The following is an 18,771-nucleotide window of genomic DNA, read 5'->3' on the forward strand; positions in this document are numbered from 1 at the left end:
TAAGCAATGTGGACATTCGGAATGTAGATGAATGCAATAGGGAGATGCACCGTTGATAGACACTGCAGGGGGACGCATTCCCATAGGTGTGGCTTACCACGGCCTATAGGAAGCGCCCCCTGCTACTGTCTTCAACTATCTACATGTATTCAAGTTATCCCAAGTTCTTCATATGGAAATCAAAGTGTTCTTCTAAGAAAGAAGAGATGAAGAAATAGCTATGGTCATAGCCATCTACTTTGTTATATTCCACTGCCTGATTATGCTGCTTCGCGTTTACAAGGAACGGTTTCTCATTCAACTGCTCTGGATAAAAGCCATCAGCAGTTCCTTGCGTAATAAGAATGGGTGGTATACCTGTTTCCTTCACTAACTCGGCAGTGTCCCACTCTTTCCACGTCGCTTTGTCTTCACCTAGGTACGTAGTAAATGCTTTGATCCCCCAAGGAACATCGCTTGGGCTTGAAATCGGAGAGAACGCAGAAATCGCTTTGAAACGATCTGCATTCTTCATTCCGATCATCAACGCACCATAACCACCCATCGAGTGCCCCATGATACTTTGGTTACCCGAGAAGTTAGGCACAAGAGTAGCAGCAAGTTCACTTAGCTCCTGCGTTATATACGAATACATTTGATAATGCGTTGACCATGGCTCTTGTGTTGCGTTTAGATAAAAGCTCGCACCTTGTCCAAGGTCGAATGCCTCATCATCCGCTACGTCTTCTCCGCGTGGTGATGTATCTGGAATAATCACTGCCGCTTGATGTTTTTCAGCCAAGCTTTGGAAACCACTTTTTTGACTGAAGTTATCATCCGTACATGTTAATCCTGATAGGAACCAAATAAGCGGAATTTCTTTTTGCTCTTTATGTGATGGTAAGAAGATACTAAATGTCATATCACACTTGAGGACTTCTGAATAATGGTTGTACTTGTTTTGTTCCCCACCAAAAGATCGTCTTTGCTCAACGCGTTCTACATTCATGATCTCACTCTCCATATGTTAATATTGATCGAATTGATTCACCTTTATGCAGTAAATCAAAAGCTTCATTGATATCCGTAAAGTTTAGTTGGTGCGTAATGAACGAATCTAAATCAATTTCACCGTCCATGTAGTCATCAATCATCCCTGGCAATTCAGTTCTTCCTTTTACTCCACCAAATGCAGAACCGCGCCATACGCGACCCGTAACTAGTTGGAATGGACGTGTATGAATTTCTTTACCAGCACCCGCGACACCAATGATGATGCTCTCGCCCCAACCTTTATGGCAGCACTCAAGAGCAGCTTTCATGACTTCAACATTACCGATACACTCGAAGCTGTAATCTACGCCGCCGTCCGTCATCTCTACAATGACTTCTTGAATGGGCTTATCAAATGTAGAAGGGTTGATGAAATCTGTTGCGCCCATCTTCTTCGCCAATTCAAATTTATCTTCATTCATATCAATGGCGATGATACGGCCCGCTTTTGCTTGCTTTAGTCCTTGAATAACGGCTAAACCAATAGCGCCTAGACCGAAGACTGCCGTAACAGCACCTTCTTCTACTTTCGCTGTTTTATGAACAGCTCCAATACCCGTAGTGACGCCACATCCGAATAGACAAACTTTATCCAGTGGTACGTTGTGGTCTTCTACTTTAACTAGGGAGATTTCAGACACGACAGTATACTCACTGAATGTGCTTGTTCCCATGTAGTGATAGATAGGTTCTCCGTTGTAAGAGAAGCGTGTAGTACCATCAGGCATTAATCCTTTACCTTGTGTTTCGCGAATTGCGCCACATAGATTAGTTTTACCGGATAGACAGAACTTACATTTCCCACATTCAGGTGTGTACAATGGAATCACGTGATCCCCAGGTTTTACGGATGTGACTCCTTCACCTACTGAAACTACGACGCCAGCGCCCTCGTGACCTAAAACGGCTGGAAATACTCCTTCTGCGTCATCGCCGGATAATGTATATGCGTCTGTGTGACAGACAGAAGTGTAAAGAATTTTGACTAATACCTCATTAGCTTTTGGTTCTTCTACATCGATTTCTACAATTTTAAGTGGTTCTCCAGGTTTGAATGCTACAGCTGCTCTACTTTTCAAATGAAGCCCTTCTTTCTTTTACTTTATAGTGTTTACATTTCTATCATTACATATTATAATTCACCATGCAATACTGACTCTTTTGTCACTATGAACATGAAAAGTATAGAAAGAAGTGAAGCAATATGGTCATTCATTATAAAGATAAGCAGTATTTCACTAGTAAGGATTTAGCTTTATCCGTCATAGGCGGACGTTGGAAAATTGCGATTATCTGGTGCTTGCTACACGAATCGCCATTACGACTAAGTGAGATGCAGAAAAAGCTTCCTGATGCGAATCAACGTATGCTAATCAGACAGTTACGTGAATTAGAAGAGGACAAAATCATTACACGTTACGTCTATCCTGTTGTGCCACCGAAAGTGGAGTATAAATTAAGTGATATCGGTTTATTATTGGAACCAGTCGTTACATCAATTTGTGATTTCGGTGATCAGTTTATACAAACAATTGAAAATGAGGCAGAAGCAACTTCAATCGATTGAATGAAGACAAATTATAACGAATCAGGCTATACTAAGAATCACAGCAATAGACTAGAGAGGGTACAGGTGATTACATGAATAATAATGATATTTTAAGTAGATTACGCTATGCATTGGATCTAAAAGATTCGGCAGTTGTAGAAATGTTTGCGTTAGGCGGACTGAAGACAAACAGAGCAGAAGTTAAAGAGATGCTGACGAAAACAAATGAGGATAGCACGGATGAAATGCAGATGAATGAATATGCCAAGGAAATTGACAATATAACGTTGGAGTCATTTCTAAATGGTTTGATCAGCTCAAAAAGGGGAGTACCGGAGAATGCTGAAAATGGTCCGCAACCATTCCTCATGTCAGAGGAAGGCCATCGAAATGTTAATAATATTTTGCTAAAGAAAGTTAAAATCGCGTTATCTCTCACAAGTGAAGATATGCTCGATATATTAGAAAATGCAGGTGTTACGATTTCTAAAAATGAATTGAGTGCTGTTCTTCGTAAAGAAGGCCACCGAAATTATAAACCGTGTGGCGATCGATACGCTCGAAACTTTCTAAAAGGATTAGCATTACGCTACCGTGAGCAGTAAATGATTTAAAGGTAATTGAAGGTATAAAATAATAGGGAGTGTTAGAAAGATATGTTTAAGCGTAATAAAGCATGGTATTTCCTAATAAGTGTAATGGCATTGGCAATTTTTCTAGTAGGGTGTGGCAAAGCAACTGAAGAAAAAACAGTGGAGACACCGAAAGAAGAATCTACAGAGCAACCTAAAGAAGCAGCGGTTGATTACTCGGCAGACGTAAAAGAGAACCCTATCGTGACAATTACGATGGAAAACGATGAGAAGATCGTCTTAGAACTAGAGCCGACTGTTGCACCGAATACAGTAGCAAACTTCATCTCTTTAATTGAAGATGGCTATTACGATGGTTTGATTTTCCACCGTGTAATTCCAGGCTTTATGATTCAAGGCGGAGATTCTTCAGGTGATGGATCTGGTGGACCAGGATACTCTATTGATGGAGAATTTTCTTCAAACGGTTTTGAAAATAATATGAAACATGAGCGTGGTGTCATTTCAACTGCACGTACGCAAGAGCCGAACTCTGCAGGGTCACAATTCTTTATCATGACGGACGACAACACTTCACTCGATGGCGAGTATGCAGCTTTCGGTAAAGTGACGGAAGGCATGGAGACAGTGGATGCTATCGTAGCTAATGAAACAGATGCTATGGACAAGCCTATTGAAGAGCAGAAAATGAAGACAGTTGAAGTAGATACAAAAGGCTTCAATTACCCTGAACCAACTACACATTAATCATCAATAAAACGCAGTAGGCTATTGAGCCTGCTGCGTTTTTGATAGTGCATATTCATTTATTTCCCGTGGAATACACTTTTCTGAGAGAATGTGCATAGTAAAGTATTTGCCTGTTACTATATACATATCTATTCCTTTTTTATTTGTTTTAACACAGCTACGATGAGGAAACTGACGATGACTAATAATAACCAAGAACTTAATTTACCTATACCAACGAGATGCCATGTCTCGCTTTGATTGGGATAGGTCCAAGCCCCGAAGAAAGTAGCAATATTTTCAGCTACCCAAACGAAAAAGCCGATTAATATAAATGAAAGAGATAAGGGCATACGGTACTGTTTTCCAGTTACCCAATAACTCACCGAGGCACGCCAAAAAATAAGTAGTACGAATGCGGACAACCACCATCTTATATCAACCCAATAATGATGTGTGAAGAAGTTTCCATATATAGCGATGGCAAGCGGAACAACTGCCCAGAGCGGTGGCCATTGAATCAGATTGACGTGTAATCTCCTCCAAGCCTGGCATAAATAACTTGCCACACTCGCATACATGAAGCCGCTGTATAAAGGAACACCAAGAACTTTGAAAAAGCCTTCTTCAGGGTAAGACCAGGAACCCATATGTACTTTAAATATCTCTAAAGTTAGGCCAATGATATGAAATAACGTAATCACTTTCAGTTCATCACGTGTCTCGAGTCCAGATCGTACCATCCACCACTGAGTTCCGATAAAAATGAGGAGTAGCCAGTCGTATCGTGGCAGGAAAGGTAAAGGTATAATTTGTGTAAGTGCCAGTGAGCTGAAGATGATAACAGGAAAAATGCAAGATAAAGCTTGTTGCCTTCCAAAATTAAAGAGTTGTCGTGTAGAATTCATTGTCTTATTACGTAATGCATGAAAATTCATATGTCACCGCCTACTTTTTCATGAAGTAAATTAGTATGACGCTTAGATAATAGTTCAGGTTCATTTACGGGTAGATGTTTCACGTGAAACATGGAAGATTAGTGGAAGCGGGTGATTGGTTTTGAGCAGACAGATTATTGATGCCCATATTCATTTGGATATGTATGAAAAGGAAGAGCGGCTTCAAATTTTGAGCGAATTAGAAGTGAATGATGTCACTGCAATCGTGGCGGTATCAAATGACTTTACATCTTCCGTTAAGCAATTAGAACTTGCAAAAAGAGATAGACGCATCAAACCTGCTATAGGCTATCATCCCGAACAAGCTCTTCCGAGTGAATGTGAGCTTTCAGCTATTCTTCGATTGATCGATGACCATGTAGATTGTCTCACGGCAATTGGAGAAGTGGGGTTACCTTATTATTTGCGACAAGAACAACCTAATGTGGACGTAGCGCTATATAAAAATATGTTGGAATGCTTTATTCGGAAGGCGGCTAAATATAACTTGCCAATTGCTTTACATGCCGTTTATGAAGATGCGGATAGGGTGTGTGAGATGTTAGAGCGGTATTCAATCACGAAAGCACACTTTCATTGGTTCAAAGGGGACGATATAGTATTGCAGCGAATTGTTTCGAACGGTTATATGATTTCTGTAACCCCGGAAGTTACGTATCGAGAAAAGATTCAGCATATTGTTAAACAAGTTCCGTTAACTCAGTTAATGGTAGAGACAGATGGACCATGGACTTTTGAGCATACTTTCAAAGGGAAGTTAACACATCCCTCCATGATGCATGAAAGTATGCATAGCATCGCTGAAATTAAAGGTGTAACTGTTGATGAAGCATATAGAGAAATCCATAAGACGACACAACGATTCTTTTCCATATGAAATAGAGACACGCGTCAAGCCGCGTGTCTCTATTTTCTCTAAGTACAAAACTCATGAACAAATGACAATGATTTTATGTGGTGTAGTTTGTGGTGGAATACTTTTTGTAGTGGCCCCATATAAAACTATCAAATTTCGCTCTGCTATATTTCCTGTGAAATGCTGGCCATTTGTCGAAAGTATTTCAGTTTTCGGGGACAGATTCAATTGAAGCGTTCCATCACTACTTTGCAAGCGACGATTGAAGTAGTCGACTTTGACGTTTTCACGACTAGAATCATTGGACATAACCACCGCTCTAAATTGAGGGGGATAAATCATAGGTGTGGGAGCGTCGGCATCATAAAAACCTGTAACGCGATCACCTACATGAACTTTCACGTGATTGACGAAATAAGTTGTCGGCTCCACTACAAAGTTGACGACATTTCCTTGGCCATTATCTACTGTCATCAATAGGTAGCAACCTGTGTCACTATTTTGCCCCGTATAGAAATCATTTATTACCATGACGACACCACTAAAAGACTGAAGATTCATCGTAATACCCCTTTCGTCCATAAATCATATCTATCTAGACTATGCAGGGCTTTCAATTTAGTGACTAATGGAAAAATACACAGTTCAAATTGAAATAATTTTCCAATAATCGATTGACATTACTGGCAAAACAGGATATATTAAATGATAATTGTTCTCATTTGTGCGTTATAAACGTCACACGTTTGTCATAATCTACTAGATGGTAAGTTGCTATGATTCATGTATGGGACAATTTATGAGATAATTTAGAAGTGGAAATATATCCAGCGGCTGGAAATCAATCGGTGGATTTATGTAGCATGAAAATGAACAAGTGAGAGGGGATTATGTCCAAGTGAGAAAAGCATTTTTATACTTTTTAGTTGTAAGTTTTTTCGTGCTGACAATAGGTCTGCCGCAAGCATCCGCTAAAATAGCAGACGGTACCCAGCAATTAAATTATCAAGTCAATCAGCCGGACAGCAATAACGCATCTATTGCGAATGATTACTTCCAAAAACCGGCACTCGTAACGGTGACGAATGGTTCTGCCATCGTACAGCTTACGCTGAAGAACAGTTCTTTGATTACGAAGTTTGAGCCTGCAGGCGGTGCAGAAGTAGTCAATGAAGATCTAAAAGCAGACACGCGTGTTGTAGAGTTTAGCGTAAGTGATATTTCAAAGCCAGTGAAGATTCCTATAAAAGTGGACGTAGAGCATATTAATTACCACCACGAGTATACAGTTGATTTGGTGTTCGAGGACAAGAGTGCCGTGACACCACCGGCAGTAAAACCACCTGCAACTACTACTACCCCACCACCTAGTACTAACACGAACACAAATACAAATACAAATACCAACACTAGTACCAGTACAGTCACAAAAAAACCAACTACTCAAGTACCAGTTAAGAATCCACAAACCAGTGATTCAACGCCGTACCTATTAATCTTTGTATTCGCAGGTTCTGCATTTTTATTGTATAAAACTAGATTCCAAAGAAAACAGGGGGAACAATAATTATGACGAAAAAAACATCATCTCGCGCAATGAAAGTAGTACTTGCTTCATTACTAGCAGCTTCCATTGCTATTCCAACAGCAGCATCGGCTAACCCGATCAGCACAAGCAACCAGGCAACATCTGCTTTGACACAGGCAGTAGCAGTGGATCAAGCAGTAGATTTGAAGGTGTATAAATCAGGTACAACTGAACCGCAACCTGCAATTAGCAATCATGTTTTGCCCCAAGTAACAATTGTAGAAAATGAGGGTAAGACATTTGCAAATCTGACAGTCATCGCTAAGTCAGCACCCATGATTTTAGAAGTACAAACAAAGCAAGGCAATGAATTTGTTACCGCACCAGGAGTGGAGAACACAGATGGATCTGTTTTGTACAGTTTTCCGGTAGAGTTAAATAAGATCAACTCTGGAAAGATGCACGTTCAAGTTCCAGGACGTGACGTGTGGTATGAATTTGATTATGAAGCAGAAGTAATTGAGGAAATAAGCGTTAAGGTCTTTAAGGATGGAACGAATGAAGAGTCTATTATGAATACCTATATGTCACCAGTAGCATCTGTAAAGAAAGTAACGGACGGTAATGAAGTAACAGTAACCTTCCCTAAAGGCGGCTATATCCACGGATTCAAAATCGCTGGTAAGGATGTACCTGTAGCAACAGATGATAAATCAACTGGCGTACGCACATATACATTCAAGGTAGCGGATCTAACGAAGTTAGTAAATGCGGATCTTCACGTTATTGTAAATGAAGGACCTATTAAATATGATTCAAACCACAAAGTGCAAATTGGTCTTGATGGTGCAAAACCAACTGTAAACCCGTTTAAAGATATCGACAAAGACGGTAACAAAGAAGCGATCCTTGCATTGCTTGATAAAGGTATTGTAAAAAGCGCGGACAAGTTCAATCCACGGAACAACATCACACGTTCACAGTTCGCATTGATGGTTGCACGTGCATTAAATCTTGAGTCTACTAAAGACGTTGGATTCAAGGACTTAGACAAGATTACAGATACTGAGCGTAAAAGCGCAATCAATGCTCTTGCAGAAGCAGGCATTGTGCAAACAAATGAAAAGTTCAACCCGAACGATACACTAACTCGTCAGCAAGGTGCTTTGATGCTATACCGTGCGATTCAATTTGCAGAAGGTAAAGAAATCAAAAAAGGGGATACAACTCTTCCGTTCTATGCAGATGGAAAAGCAATTACAGATCCTGAGGCGAAGCAGGCATTTGCATTATTATATGCAGAAAAAATCATGACAGGTGCACCTCAGCCAAACGGTAAAGTTTTGATCAGCTCAGGCAGTTCATTACAACGTACACAAATGGCTAAAATTCTATATGGTTCATTAGAATTTATGAATAAATAAGATCAAGTACAGATACTTCCTTTCGCTATTCAAAAGCGGAAGGAAGTTCCTGTCGTTTTACATGATATGTAAAGGAGTGTACGTCTGAAATGAAAAGAATGGTTTTGTTCCCTCTACTTTTGCTACTCATCTCTGCGTGGCTTCCTTTTCATTCTGTAACCGCAAATGAACGGAAAGAAGTCGTAAATGATGTGTATCAAGTTGAACTAAGTTTTTTATCACATGAAGCCGAGGATACAAATGTTTTATTTGCTAAGCAGGCTACGTTAACAGTTAAGGAAGATCGCTATACACTATCCATTGCGGCGAAGAATGATCACATCCTAACGCAAATCACTGCCGTGCAACAAGGAATCAAAACGAGCACGCGACTGGATCGAGCAGAAAACTTAGTTCAGTTTGATATAGAGGATGTACAACACAAGATTGAACTTACGGGCACATATCGTTTGCCTAAAGAACATGCACTGCAATCCTTTTCATATGAAGTGTTGATCGAGGAGCAGTCCTTACCGGCATTTGACCAGGACCAACCAGTGAAGTCCATTCAGTCAGGTGATGATACGATACACTACCGATTGCTTTCAGACGGTAAACCTTCGGCAATGAATGAATACGTCAATCCAGTACTGCGCGTTGTAACACGTGACAATCGATACTTTGCCCAGTTAGAGATTCTTCAACCGAGTAAGGTTAAAGGCTTCACAGTAGAGCAGCAAGGGAATTTAGTGGAACCAAAAGTGGTATCACAAAACAAGACACGTATTGTGCAGTTTGAAGTAGAAGATTTCCAGAAGGGGACTCGTATCTGGATGAAAGTGAAGGAATCTGAGAACTCGCATGTACAGGAAGAGTATTTGCAACTTGCTTTCAATCAGCAACAGATAGCGAAGTTTTTGAACAAAGTACCTTCAGACAACAAGGCAGTTTCTTCATTGACTAAGCGAACTGAGCAACCTAAAAACCCCACTACTCTAACTAAACAAACCACGACTGAAAAAGAAAAAAAGATAGAAAAGTCGAACGAAGAAAAAGAACAACAACAGGACGAGTTACCGCCTCTTCTTCCTGAAGTGCAATTGGAATTCGATCGTACGGTGGATGATGTGAAGGAAGAACCAGCTGAGGTCGTTACGCAAGTAGCAAGTGAACCGGAAGAACTGGCAACCTCTGTACAAGATGAACAAACGATTCCCTTTGATATAATGAAAATGGGAATACTGTTTACATTATGTATGTTGTCGGGTGTCTTATTGATACGTCGACTACTAAAGAAAAATCATGTTATGCGTAATGAATAATGAGTGGAGGATTACATCGTGCAAAAAAAATGGAGATATGTATTGCTGATGTTGGCAGTCATGACAGCAGCTATTATCGCAGGGTGCGGCAATGATAAAGAAGAGAAAGCCGTTTCAGCAGATACCGCCGAGAAAAGTGAAGCCGCTGAAACAAGTGATCAACGAATTATTGCGGGCACTGTAGTCATCGCGGACATTCTAGATAAGTTAGATATAGATGCCATCGCCATTCCTGAAACAGAAAAAAAGTTGGCGAGCCGCTTTGATGGGCTTCCAACTATCGGTAATGCGATGACGCCGGATATGGAAATTGTGAAGTCAATGGATCCAACAGATTTTTTATCGGTATCCACATTGGAATATGACCTTGAAGCCGGATTTGAACAATTGAATATCCCGACAACATTTTTAAATTTCCAGAGTGTGGACTCGATGATACAAGAAATCCAAGGTCTTGGAGAGCGCTATAATCGTACTACTCAAGCAGATAAATTAGTAGGGGACTTACAGAAAAAGATTGAAGCTGCCGAAGTAGTGGCTGCGAATCGCAAAGGACCAAGTGTATTGATATTACTAGGTATTCCAGGCAGTTACTTAGTCGCGACAGAAAACTCCTACGCGGGTGATCTCGTAAAACGTGCGGGTGGAACAAATGTCATGGAAGGTCAGGACCCTGAGTACTTATCATCCAATACTGAGTATCTTCATAATAGTAATCCAGATATTATCTTGCGTTTATCACATGGTATGCCAGATGAAGTCGTGGAAATGTTTAATGAAGAGTTCCAAACGAATGATGTATGGAAGCATTTTGACGCCGTGAAAAATGGTAAAGTCTATGACTTGGAAGAAGAGTTATTCGGCACAACCGCTTCGTTGCAAGTACCTGAAGCATTAAGTGAGCTAATGAAGATTTTCTATCGATAACTCGATGAATTTCGTTTGAAAAGGAAGGCCGTCATGAGAAAAAGAATTGCTAGTTATGTAATCGTTTCCCTGCTGCTTGTTGTAACCATCGTGTATTCGGCTACGACAGGCAGTATTAAAATGGGATTCTTTGAATTTTTCGGTGCGCTTTTTGAACAGGACAACAGTCAGATGGAAGCAATTCGTGACTTGCGCTTTCCACGAATGATAGTGGCAATTTTTGCAGGCGCGGCATTGTCGGTTTCGGGTGTCTTGTTGCAGTCTGTCATGCGTAACCCCCTTGCCGATGCAGGGATTATCGGGATATCCTCCGGAGCAGCATTCGTGCAGTTATTCATTATTTCGTTCTTTCCGGCGCTCTTTTTCATGACGCCTTTATTTGCATTTATGGGTGGGGCCTTCGCTTGTTTTCTCGTCTTTGCATTGTCGTGGAAATCAGGTCTCAGCCCATTGAAATTAATTCTTGTGGGAATTGCGATCAATGCGATGTTCACAGGTCTCACCGAAGCGTTCATTAGCTTTGGTGGTTCGTTGAATGTCTCAGCCTCAAGTGTGATTGGTTCGAATTTAACGATGCGTACATGGAGCGATGTATCGACAATTGCAACATACGGAACTATCGGATTGGTTCTGGCGTTTGCATTGTACAGCTGGTGTAATTTATTAGTGCTACAGGATAAGACAGCAAAGAGTATCGGCTTCCATGTCGCGCGTGCCCGTTTAATTATTGCGGCAGTAGCTGTTTTACTAGCAGCGATTTCGGTCGTAGTGGCGGGTGTGATATCATTCGTCGGATTACTTGTACCGCATATTGCCCGCAGATTAGTTGGCTATGATCATAAGGTGCTTATACCGTTCACAGCGCTTTTAGGGGCTTTGATTATCTTGCTGGCTGACACGCTCGGTAGAACGATTGTGGCACCGCTTGAAATACCTGCTTCGACGCTGATGGCGATCATCGGTGGACCGTTCTTAATATTCTTACTGCGAAAAGAGTGACCTGTTATGGAAATGAAGCGCATTATTGTATCGCATGATAATATCACCAATCACTTGGATGATGTCTCGACGTCTATTTCTAAAGGGAAAGTGACGACGATCATAGGGCCGAATGGCTGTGGGAAATCGACATTACTCAGTGTACTTTCACGAAGTAATATGCCGACTTCAGGAACAGCTTCACTGGAGAATCGTGATTTAGTGATGTTTAAGCCGAAAGAATTTGCGAAGAAGTTAGCAATTGTATATCAACAGAATGAAGTACCAAAAGATTTGACGATTGAAAAACTGGTTGGCTTTGGTCGGCTGCCACATAAAACGTTATTGCAGCGTAATCAAGAAGAGGATCGTAAGGCTATAGATTGGGCATTGTCCGTGACGAATCTAACAGACAAACGCCATAATGACTTAGAAGCATTATCGGGTGGAGAGCGTCAGCGTGTATGGATTGCGATGGCACTGGCACAACAGTCAGAAATACTGTGCCTGGATGAGCCCACAACTTATTTGGATATATATTATCAGATTGAATTATTGGAGCTTGTGAAATCACTAAATGAAGACTATGGATTGACGATTGTCATGGTGTTGCATGATATCAATCAGGCGATTCGGTACAGTGATGAGATTATTATGATGAAGAATGGTCGAATCATTGCAGAAGGTCCGCCGCGTGAAATCATTACAAAGGATATCATCAAAGAAGTATATGGAGTCAACGCTGTCTTCAAGGAAGATGACGAATTAGGTCTTTATATGATGTCGCTTGGTATTTAGGAGGTAAGCTGATGAAAAAACGCCTGTCGAAACTGATGCCTTTCATTTATCTGGCAGTCTTTCTCTACTCAGGCTATTTACTCGTGCAGTATGTATATACATACGTGGAATCAGCCAGCTCATTGAAGGAAACGCAAGAGATATATGAGACAGCGTTAGAAAATACAGCTCAGGTTGCGGTAACGGGAGACGCCAAAGAAGATCTCTTGGAAGATGATTCGATGCGTCCACAGTTTGAAGAATTAAATAAAGTGAATCAAGATATCGTGGGTTGGATTTCAGTGGAAGGTACCAATTTGCATAACCCCATCTTGCAGGCTACAGACAACGACTTTTATTTAAATCGTAACTTCGCACGAGAAAGTAGTCGTGCAGGCAGTGTCTTCATGGACTACCGGAATGATATTACGAATATGAGCCACAACACGGTCCTTTATGGTCATGCGATGAGAAACGATACGATGTTCGGTAGCTTGAAGAAATTTGGTAATCAAGACTATGCAGATGAACATCCGGTTATTTACATGGATACATTGTATGAGGGGTATGATATTGAAGTGTTTGCCGCATACGAAACGACGATCGACTTTTATTATATTGAGACAGACTTTCAGACGGACGAACAGTTTTCAGAATTTCTTGGGGAAGTCGAGTTACGTTCTCTGATTGATATGCCAGTTGAAGTAGGGGCGGACGATCGAATTGTCACACTATCGACTTGCAATAACTCTGTGAATAGTAAAGATAAACGCTATGTAGTGCAAGGCAAATTAGTGAAGCGCTAACGTATATGGATAGAATAAGGAGTTGCTCTTACAGGGTAGCTCCTTTAATTTCTTTAACGATTCGTCTGGTAATGATACGATAGGATAAAACGATGAGGTGGGGGACTTCATGGACTTGGATCGACTGCAAAATAAATTGTATGAAAATAAATCTTTATTCATTGGAGAAGATACTGCATTCCGTTCCGCTGTAATTATTCCGTTAGTAGAAGCGGAAGGCGAATGGCATGTGCTGTTTGAGGTGCGTGCCTTCACGATGAGGAAACAACCGGGAGACGTCAGTTTTCCAGGCGGCAAAATTGATATAACGGATGCGTCACCTATGGAAGCAGCTTTACGGGAGATGCACGAAGAGCTCGGAGTTGATCCGAAGACTGTACAGATGATAGGAGAGCTAAGCCCGTATATAGCGACGCCTTCATTTGTCGTCTATCCCTTCGTGGCGGTCGTTGATTATAATGAAATTATTCGAAGTTACAATAAAGACGAGGTGGAGGAAGTATTTGCAATTCCACTAAAGTGGCTTGCGAAACATGATCCCTATATGCATATGGTAGCTATCGAAACAGCACCGCCTGATAACTTCCCTTTCGAAAAAATCATGAACGGAGACCAGTATAAATTTAGGAGCCATTCACTCGAAGAATGGTTTTATGAGTATGGTACTTATACAGTTTGGGGATTGACGGCTAGAGTGTTAAAGCATTTCATCGATATCGTGAAGAAATAAACCGGAATGAGGATCAAGTATGAAACTAAAGAGGACATGGAAATTCAAGTTGTTCATCGGGCTAGCAATTCTCCTGTTAATGAGTGCAGTTGGTTTCTTCCTATTCGCTAGTTCTTATTATACCGCGCAGTCTTACGCGAAAGAGAATATACAATCAGATTCAGATGTAAACGTTGAGAATGGTAAAGAGCTGGTGTTTGAACCTACTTTAAATAAGAAAAATATAGGTTTTATTTTCTATCAAGGTGCAAAAGTAGAAGCTGAAGCATACGCACCCATGGCTAAGGAAATTGCTAAACAAGGCTATACTGTAATCATTCCTCACTTGCCGCTCAAGATGGCCATCTTCTCGCCTGATCGAGCAGATAAGGTAATACGTAATCATCCTGAAATAGATACATGGATAATTGGCGGTCATTCTTTAGGCGGCGTGACAGCATCGGATTATGCATCTCGTCATGAAAAGATTTCCGCGCTCGTATTGCTGGCTTCTTATCCTGGGGGTCATACGGATTTGAGTGAAACATCGGTGGATATTTTGTCGATTTCGGCTAGTCAGGATGAGGTGGCGGATGCGAAGGCTATTCGGGCAGCTAAGTCTAGTATGCCTAGTGATGCAAAGTTCATCGATATAGATGGCGGTAATCATGCAGGTTTTGGTGATTATGGTAAGCAAAAGGGTGACGGTAAAGCCACTATATCGAATGAAGAGCAGATGATGCAGACTTCTGCTGCGATTGTGGAATTAATTGAGGGTTTGAAAAAGTAGAAAGTATCTTCTGCTGAATTAAAAGGCTGTGCTAGAGGTCGTGTCTTCACGATTTCCAGCACAGCCTATAGCGTTATTTTTAGAATATGAAATTAAAGTACTGTTAGTGTCACTTCAATATTGCCTCTAGTTGCTTTGGAATATGGGCAGACGTGGTGTGCTTTTTCTACTAGTTCTTCTAGTTGAGCCTTTTCGATGTCTGTACCAGTTACTTGTAAATCAACTTCTAGTTTGAAGCCGCCGTCTGTTTCATCTTTGCACAGGCTGACGTTTGCCGTGACTTCTGATGAAAACTTAACGCGTTCTTTGCTTGCGACAAGTTGAAGTGCGCTGTCGAAACAAGCTGCATAACCTGCAGCGAATAATTGCTCAGGGTTAGTGGAGTTCTCTAATTCTTTCGCTCTTTTTGTACCTGGCATTGCCGTATCGAATTCGACTACTTTGTCGGAGGATACTACACGGCCTTCTCTTCCTCCGTTAGCAGTTGCTGTGGATGTGAATAATTTTTCTGACATGAAATCACTACCCCTTATCTAATTTTTTAGTCTCACTCCATTGTGTACCCGAATATTGGATAATTATGTGTGAATTCTATAATCTTTTATGCTTGTGTATGGTAACGTCATCTAACGTAGTCAATACGTTTAGTTAAATTAGTTAGGAAGTGGGAACACGATATGAACAAAAATGATATTGCAGATATTCGTAAACGATTTAAATTAGATACAGATCTTTTGACGATCACTGACATTTACCATGTCTATATTAGGCAGGAAAGTAGTGAGATCTACCACGAAGAAAGTCAGGCTTTTGCATTGCTAGACCGTGAGCAACAAGAATTGTTTATGACGAATTTCAAAAAGGTGCTAGGTGGTAAACTAGGCATGAAGTTATTTGAAGTGAAGTTCGAACGTCAGACTGAAGAGAATAACGAGGGTCACGCACAAAAGCTTTTGTATGATGGGTTGCAGGTGGAAGAAACCGAGGATTGGAAAGAAGAGATGCAACATCTAGCACTAAAAATGGTGAAAGATGTCCAATATGAAAAGGATCTCGTTGTGACATTTATTCGTGGAAACTACTTTAAAAAGACCAAGCGTAACAGTGAAGAAACAGAAATTGATATGCGGGATGAAGTGTTTACGACACCGTTTATTCTGTGCAGTATGAATCATACGGACTTGCCGAAGCGCTCCATCGTATTTGATTTCCAAGAGCGTGAATTCAAATCGAATACGATGCTCGATCCTATCATTAATCTTGCGTCACCGATAGGTGGCTTTTTATTCCCTTGCTTTACAGACAATTCAGCTGATGTCAATCATGTGCTGTATGCTGCTGGTAGAGCGAATAAGCCAGATTATGCATTCATAGAGAATGTTCTGAATGGAGAAGAAGTGGTCACTGCTGCGGACGATAAGGCTGTTTTCGAGGAAATCGTCAAACAAGTAGTCGGCGGTGAAGTAGATACGGAAACATTAGGAAATGTATATGAAGCTATCTACCGATTAACTGTAGCGGATGACGAAGAGGAAGAACCGGAAGAGCCACCTGCAATTGATGCGAAGCAAGTAGAGCGTGTGTTGAAAATGAGCGGCGTCGATTACGTGAATACTGAAGCTGTGGAAACGGCTTTCCAGACTGTGGTGGATGACACCTCTTATGAAATGAAAGCAACTCACATCGTACCAAGCTATACGTCGAAGTCGATTAAGATCGAAACCAAAGTAGCAAATATTTCAATCAGTCCACAAGACTTAAAGTATGTGAAGCAAGTGAACTACGATGGAAAGCAATGTATTTTGATTGAAGTAGAAGAGGACACAATCATTGAAGGATTCAAAGTGATTTCGGAAGATTTATTGACATGAAAATAGTCATTAATTAAATCCAACAAGCGAAGTAGTTCAAAAATTCGACACATTACTGGCTTTATTCTGACAAATAAACAAGTCCCTTTAAACCTAGTTATATTTGATGTATACTAGAAAAGATGGTAGTAGATGTATGGTTAAACATGAGACAGAATAAAGTGCTCCTAGTACGCGCCATGTATGCTGTGACGCCTTATTTAGGAACATTTACGTTTCTGTAAATTTCACATATAAGGAAGGTCAAAATGAGTAATAGACAAACTAAATCAGATGTTATATTAATTGGTGCCGGAATTATGAGTGCAACGCTAGGAACAATGCTTAAAGAATTAGCGCCTGACTGGAATATCTCGTTATTCGAGAAACTAGATAAAGCTGGGGAAGAGAGTTCGCATGAGATGAATAATGCGGGAACAGGACACGCAGCATTGTGTGAACTGAACTACACTTCCGAAAGACCAGATGGGACTGTAGATATTGCAAAAGCAGTTAAAGTTAATGAACAGTTCCAATTATCTATGCAGTTTTGGTCACATTTAGTAGAGAAAAATTTGATCAAAGATCCTGAACAATTTATTATGCCACTGCCACACATGAGTCTTGTACAAGGTGAAGACAATGTGACGTATTTGAAGAAACGCTTTGAGGCTATGACAGCAAATCCATTATTCGAAGGAATGGAGTTTTCCGAAGATCCGGAAAAACTAAAAGAATGGATACCGTTGATCATGAAAGATCGTACTGTCGATGAAGTAATTGCTGCAACAAAAATCGACACAGGTACAGACGTAAACTTTGGTGCATTGACTCGTATGTTAATCGAGCACATGCAAAAAGTGGGCGTTGATGTAAACTACGGTCATCAAGTAGAAGATATCAAACGTACAAGTGATGGCGAATGGGAATTAAGAATAAAGAATAATAAAGACGGTAAGCTTGAATTCCATAAAACTAAATTTGTTTTCATTGGTGGCGGAGGCGGAAGTCTTCCATTACTACAGAAAACAGGTATACCTGAAAGTAAACATATCGGTGGATTCCCAATCAGTGGTGTCTTCATGGTATGTAAAAATCCGGACGTAATTGCAAAACATCACGCAAAAGTATACGGAAAAGCAAAAGTGGGTGCACCACCAATGTCCGTTCCACACTTGGATACTCGCTATATTGATGGTGAAAAGTCCTTGCTATTCGGACCGTTCGCGGGCTTCACACCGAAGTTCTTGAAAGAAGGATCTATGATGGATCTGATTGGTTCTGTGAAACCGAATAACCTTACGACAATGCTTGCATGTGGTGCAAAAAATCTGTCGTTGACTAAATACTTGGTAGAACAAGTAGTCCAAACAAAAGAACAACGTATCAATGAACTACGCGAGTTCATCCCTGACGCGAAGAGCGAAGATTGGGATCTATGGACTGCAGGTCAACGCGTGCAAGTCATTAAAGATACTCCAAACGGCAAAGGTACGCTTCAATTTGGTACAGAGCTTGTAACAGATCAGGATGGTTCTATTGCAGCGTTACTTGGAGCATCTCCAGGAGCATCTACTGCAGTAGCAGTTATGCTGGATCTTATTAACAAGTGCTTCCCAGGACAAGTAAGTGATTGGGAGCCGAAGTTGAAAGAAATGATTCCTTCATACGGTAAAGCATTAGCAGAGCATCCTGAATTATTGAAGGACATGCATGCTTCTACTTCCAAGATATTGAAGTTAACTGAAAATGAGCTGGAGAAAGAAGCAGTTCGTAACTAATAGTTAGAATTATAAACGCACTACTACGATGAATTTCGTAGTAGTGCGTTTTTGTGTGCGCCCTGCATGGGCGAATACTCGGTGGTGAAAGTCCACTACAGGCTTGGCAGTAGGAACTGTTAGCGAATGACAAGGTGGCTATCGTGAGGTAGTGGCTGAAGGAAGTCGGACGCAAACTCCTG

Annotated in this window: 20 protein-coding genes; 15 read left to right on the forward strand and 5 right to left on the reverse strand. The window is 40.9% G+C overall.

The annotated features are described in order from the left end of the window. Positions 1–154: 154 nt before the first annotated feature. Positions 155–988 carry an S-formylglutathione hydrolase gene (fghA, locus tag CSV72_RS12240; protein WP_099678574.1) on the reverse strand — a complete coding sequence of 278 codons (834 nt, stop codon included), beginning with the start codon at positions 986–988 and terminating at the stop codon, positions 155–157. 4 nt (positions 989–992) lie between these two features. Then, positions 993–2,111, reverse strand: a complete 1,119-nt coding sequence (locus CSV72_RS12245; RefSeq protein ID WP_099678575.1) for an S-(hydroxymethyl)glutathione dehydrogenase/class III alcohol dehydrogenase — start codon at positions 2,109–2,111, stop codon at positions 993–995. 125 nt (positions 2,112–2,236) lie between these two features. On the opposite strand from CSV72_RS12245, the gene CSV72_RS12250 reads away from it, so the two are divergent. The 3 genes from CSV72_RS12250 to CSV72_RS12260 all read left to right on the forward strand — a co-directional run bounded on the left by CSV72_RS12250 (position 2,237) and on the right by CSV72_RS12260 (position 3,921). Beyond that, positions 2,237–2,599 carry a winged helix-turn-helix transcriptional regulator gene (locus CSV72_RS12250; RefSeq protein ID WP_099633727.1) on the forward strand — a complete coding sequence of 121 codons (363 nt, stop codon included), beginning with the start codon at positions 2,237–2,239 and terminating at the stop codon, positions 2,597–2,599. A gap of 74 nt (positions 2,600–2,673) precedes the next feature. Next, a complete protein-coding gene (locus tag CSV72_RS12255; RefSeq protein ID WP_099661864.1) occupies positions 2,674–3,186 on the forward strand; it encodes a YehS family protein in 513 nt (170 codons plus the stop codon). A gap of 51 nt (positions 3,187–3,237) precedes the next feature. After that, entirely contained in the window at positions 3,238–3,921 is a 684-nt protein-coding gene (locus CSV72_RS12260; RefSeq protein WP_099678576.1) for a peptidylprolyl isomerase, read from the forward strand. Between the two features lie 131 nt (positions 3,922–4,052). Here the strand turns inward: CSV72_RS12260 and CSV72_RS12265 are convergent, their stop codons facing one another. After that, entirely contained in the window at positions 4,053–4,841 is a 789-nt protein-coding gene (locus tag CSV72_RS12265) for a DUF817 domain-containing protein (RefSeq protein ID WP_369802916.1), read from the reverse strand. Positions 4,842–4,962: 121 nt separating this feature from the next. Between CSV72_RS12265 and CSV72_RS12270 the strand changes: the two genes are divergently transcribed. Further along, positions 4,963–5,739 (forward strand): TatD family hydrolase, encoded by a 777-nt coding sequence (locus CSV72_RS12270; RefSeq protein ID WP_099678590.1) that lies wholly within the window; start codon positions 4,963–4,965, stop codon positions 5,737–5,739. 51 nt (positions 5,740–5,790) lie between these two features. Here CSV72_RS12270 and CSV72_RS12275 read toward each other — a convergent pair whose 3' ends face one another. Beyond that, the gene (locus tag CSV72_RS12275) at positions 5,791–6,279 is read right to left on the reverse strand and encodes a hypothetical protein (RefSeq protein WP_099678577.1); all 489 of its coding nucleotides are present in this window, start codon (positions 6,277–6,279) and stop codon (positions 5,791–5,793) included. A gap of 337 nt (positions 6,280–6,616) precedes the next feature. On the opposite strand from CSV72_RS12275, the gene isdC reads away from it, so the two are divergent. The 9 genes from isdC to CSV72_RS12320 all read left to right on the forward strand — a co-directional run bounded on the left by isdC (position 6,617) and on the right by CSV72_RS12320 (position 14,958). After that, positions 6,617–7,285 (forward strand): heme uptake protein IsdC, encoded by a 669-nt coding sequence (gene isdC / locus CSV72_RS12280; protein WP_233191269.1) that lies wholly within the window; start codon positions 6,617–6,619, stop codon positions 7,283–7,285. 2 nt (positions 7,286–7,287) lie between these two features. Continuing rightward, positions 7,288–8,670, forward strand: a complete 1,383-nt coding sequence (locus CSV72_RS12285; RefSeq protein WP_099678579.1) for an NEAT domain-containing protein — start codon at positions 7,288–7,290, stop codon at positions 8,668–8,670. An 89-nt stretch (positions 8,671–8,759) separates the two neighbouring features. Beyond that, the gene (locus tag CSV72_RS12290) at positions 8,760–9,971 is read left to right on the forward strand and encodes an NEAT domain-containing protein (protein WP_099678580.1); all 1,212 of its coding nucleotides are present in this window, start codon (positions 8,760–8,762) and stop codon (positions 9,969–9,971) included. 48 nt (positions 9,972–10,019) lie between these two features. Continuing rightward, positions 10,020–10,898, forward strand: a complete 879-nt coding sequence (gene isdE, locus CSV72_RS12295) for a heme ABC transporter substrate-binding protein IsdE (RefSeq protein ID WP_099678591.1) — start codon at positions 10,020–10,022, stop codon at positions 10,896–10,898. Positions 10,899–10,931: 33 nt separating this feature from the next. Beyond that, positions 10,932–11,897, forward strand: a complete 966-nt coding sequence (locus CSV72_RS12300; protein WP_099678581.1) for a FecCD family ABC transporter permease — start codon at positions 10,932–10,934, stop codon at positions 11,895–11,897. Between the two features lie 6 nt (positions 11,898–11,903). After that, a complete protein-coding gene (locus tag CSV72_RS12305) occupies positions 11,904–12,674 on the forward strand; it encodes an ABC transporter ATP-binding protein (RefSeq protein ID WP_099678582.1) in 771 nt (256 codons plus the stop codon). 11 nt (positions 12,675–12,685) lie between these two features. Further along, complete coding sequence (gene srtB, locus CSV72_RS12310; RefSeq protein ID WP_099678583.1) at positions 12,686–13,459, forward strand: class B sortase; 774 nt, start codon at positions 12,686–12,688, stop codon at positions 13,457–13,459. 109 nt (positions 13,460–13,568) lie between these two features. Next, entirely contained in the window at positions 13,569–14,189 is a 621-nt protein-coding gene (locus CSV72_RS12315; protein ID WP_099678584.1) for an NUDIX hydrolase, read from the forward strand. 19 nt (positions 14,190–14,208) lie between these two features. Beyond that, positions 14,209–14,958: an alpha/beta hydrolase gene (locus tag CSV72_RS12320; RefSeq protein ID WP_099678585.1), complete on the forward strand. Its 750-nt coding sequence runs from the start codon at positions 14,209–14,211 to the stop codon at positions 14,956–14,958. A 92-nt stretch (positions 14,959–15,050) separates the two neighbouring features. Here the strand turns inward: CSV72_RS12320 and CSV72_RS12325 are convergent, their stop codons facing one another. Then, entirely contained in the window at positions 15,051–15,473 is a 423-nt protein-coding gene (locus tag CSV72_RS12325; RefSeq protein WP_099678586.1) for an organic hydroperoxide resistance protein, read from the reverse strand. Between the two features lie 162 nt (positions 15,474–15,635). Between CSV72_RS12325 and CSV72_RS12330 the strand changes: the two genes are divergently transcribed. After that, positions 15,636–16,829: a DUF4317 domain-containing protein gene (locus CSV72_RS12330; RefSeq protein ID WP_099678587.1), complete on the forward strand. Its 1,194-nt coding sequence runs from the start codon at positions 15,636–15,638 to the stop codon at positions 16,827–16,829. 248 nt (positions 16,830–17,077) lie between these two features. Beyond that, positions 17,078–18,589 (forward strand): malate:quinone oxidoreductase, encoded by a 1,512-nt coding sequence (locus CSV72_RS12335; protein WP_099678588.1) that lies wholly within the window; start codon positions 17,078–17,080, stop codon positions 18,587–18,589. Positions 18,590–18,771 lie beyond the last annotated feature (182 nt).

Origin of the sequence: Sporosarcina sp. P20a, from assembly GCF_002743175.1 — a bacterium.
In the GTDB taxonomy this organism is placed as follows: domain Bacteria; phylum Bacillota; class Bacilli; order Bacillales_A; family Planococcaceae; genus Sporosarcina.

Coding starts and splice junctions, on each gene's coding strand:
- CSV72_RS12265 (WP_369802916.1), bottom strand. CDS start 4,841: ATGAATTTTCATGCATTACGTAATAAGACAATGAATTCTACACGACAA.
- CSV72_RS12335 (WP_099678588.1), top strand. CDS start 17,078: ATGAGTAATAGACAAACTAAATCAGATGTTATATTAATTGGTGCCGGA.
- CSV72_RS12275 (WP_099678577.1), bottom strand. CDS start 6,279: ATGAATCTTCAGTCTTTTAGTGGTGTCGTCATGGTAATAAATGATTTC.
- CSV72_RS12290 (WP_099678580.1), top strand. CDS start 8,760: ATGAAAAGAATGGTTTTGTTCCCTCTACTTTTGCTACTCATCTCTGCG.
- CSV72_RS12330 (WP_099678587.1), top strand. CDS start 15,636: ATGAACAAAAATGATATTGCAGATATTCGTAAACGATTTAAATTAGAT.
- CSV72_RS12320 (WP_099678585.1), top strand. CDS start 14,209: ATGAAACTAAAGAGGACATGGAAATTCAAGTTGTTCATCGGGCTAGCA.
- CSV72_RS12255 (WP_099661864.1), top strand. CDS start 2,674: ATGAATAATAATGATATTTTAAGTAGATTACGCTATGCATTGGATCTA.
- CSV72_RS12325 (WP_099678586.1), bottom strand. CDS start 15,473: ATGTCAGAAAAATTATTCACATCCACAGCAACTGCTAACGGAGGAAGA.
- CSV72_RS12260 (WP_099678576.1), top strand. CDS start 3,238: ATGTTTAAGCGTAATAAAGCATGGTATTTCCTAATAAGTGTAATGGCA.
- CSV72_RS12305 (WP_099678582.1), top strand. CDS start 11,904: ATGGAAATGAAGCGCATTATTGTATCGCATGATAATATCACCAATCAC.
- CSV72_RS12285 (WP_099678579.1), top strand. CDS start 7,288: ATGACGAAAAAAACATCATCTCGCGCAATGAAAGTAGTACTTGCTTCA.
- srtB (WP_099678583.1), top strand. CDS start 12,686: ATGAAAAAACGCCTGTCGAAACTGATGCCTTTCATTTATCTGGCAGTC.
- CSV72_RS12300 (WP_099678581.1), top strand. CDS start 10,932: ATGAGAAAAAGAATTGCTAGTTATGTAATCGTTTCCCTGCTGCTTGTT.
- isdE (WP_099678591.1), top strand. CDS start 10,020: ATGTTGGCAGTCATGACAGCAGCTATTATCGCAGGGTGCGGCAATGAT.
- fghA (WP_099678574.1), bottom strand. CDS start 988: ATGAATGTAGAACGCGTTGAGCAAAGACGATCTTTTGGTGGGGAACAA.
- CSV72_RS12250 (WP_099633727.1), top strand. CDS start 2,237: ATGGTCATTCATTATAAAGATAAGCAGTATTTCACTAGTAAGGATTTA.
- CSV72_RS12315 (WP_099678584.1), top strand. CDS start 13,569: ATGGACTTGGATCGACTGCAAAATAAATTGTATGAAAATAAATCTTTA.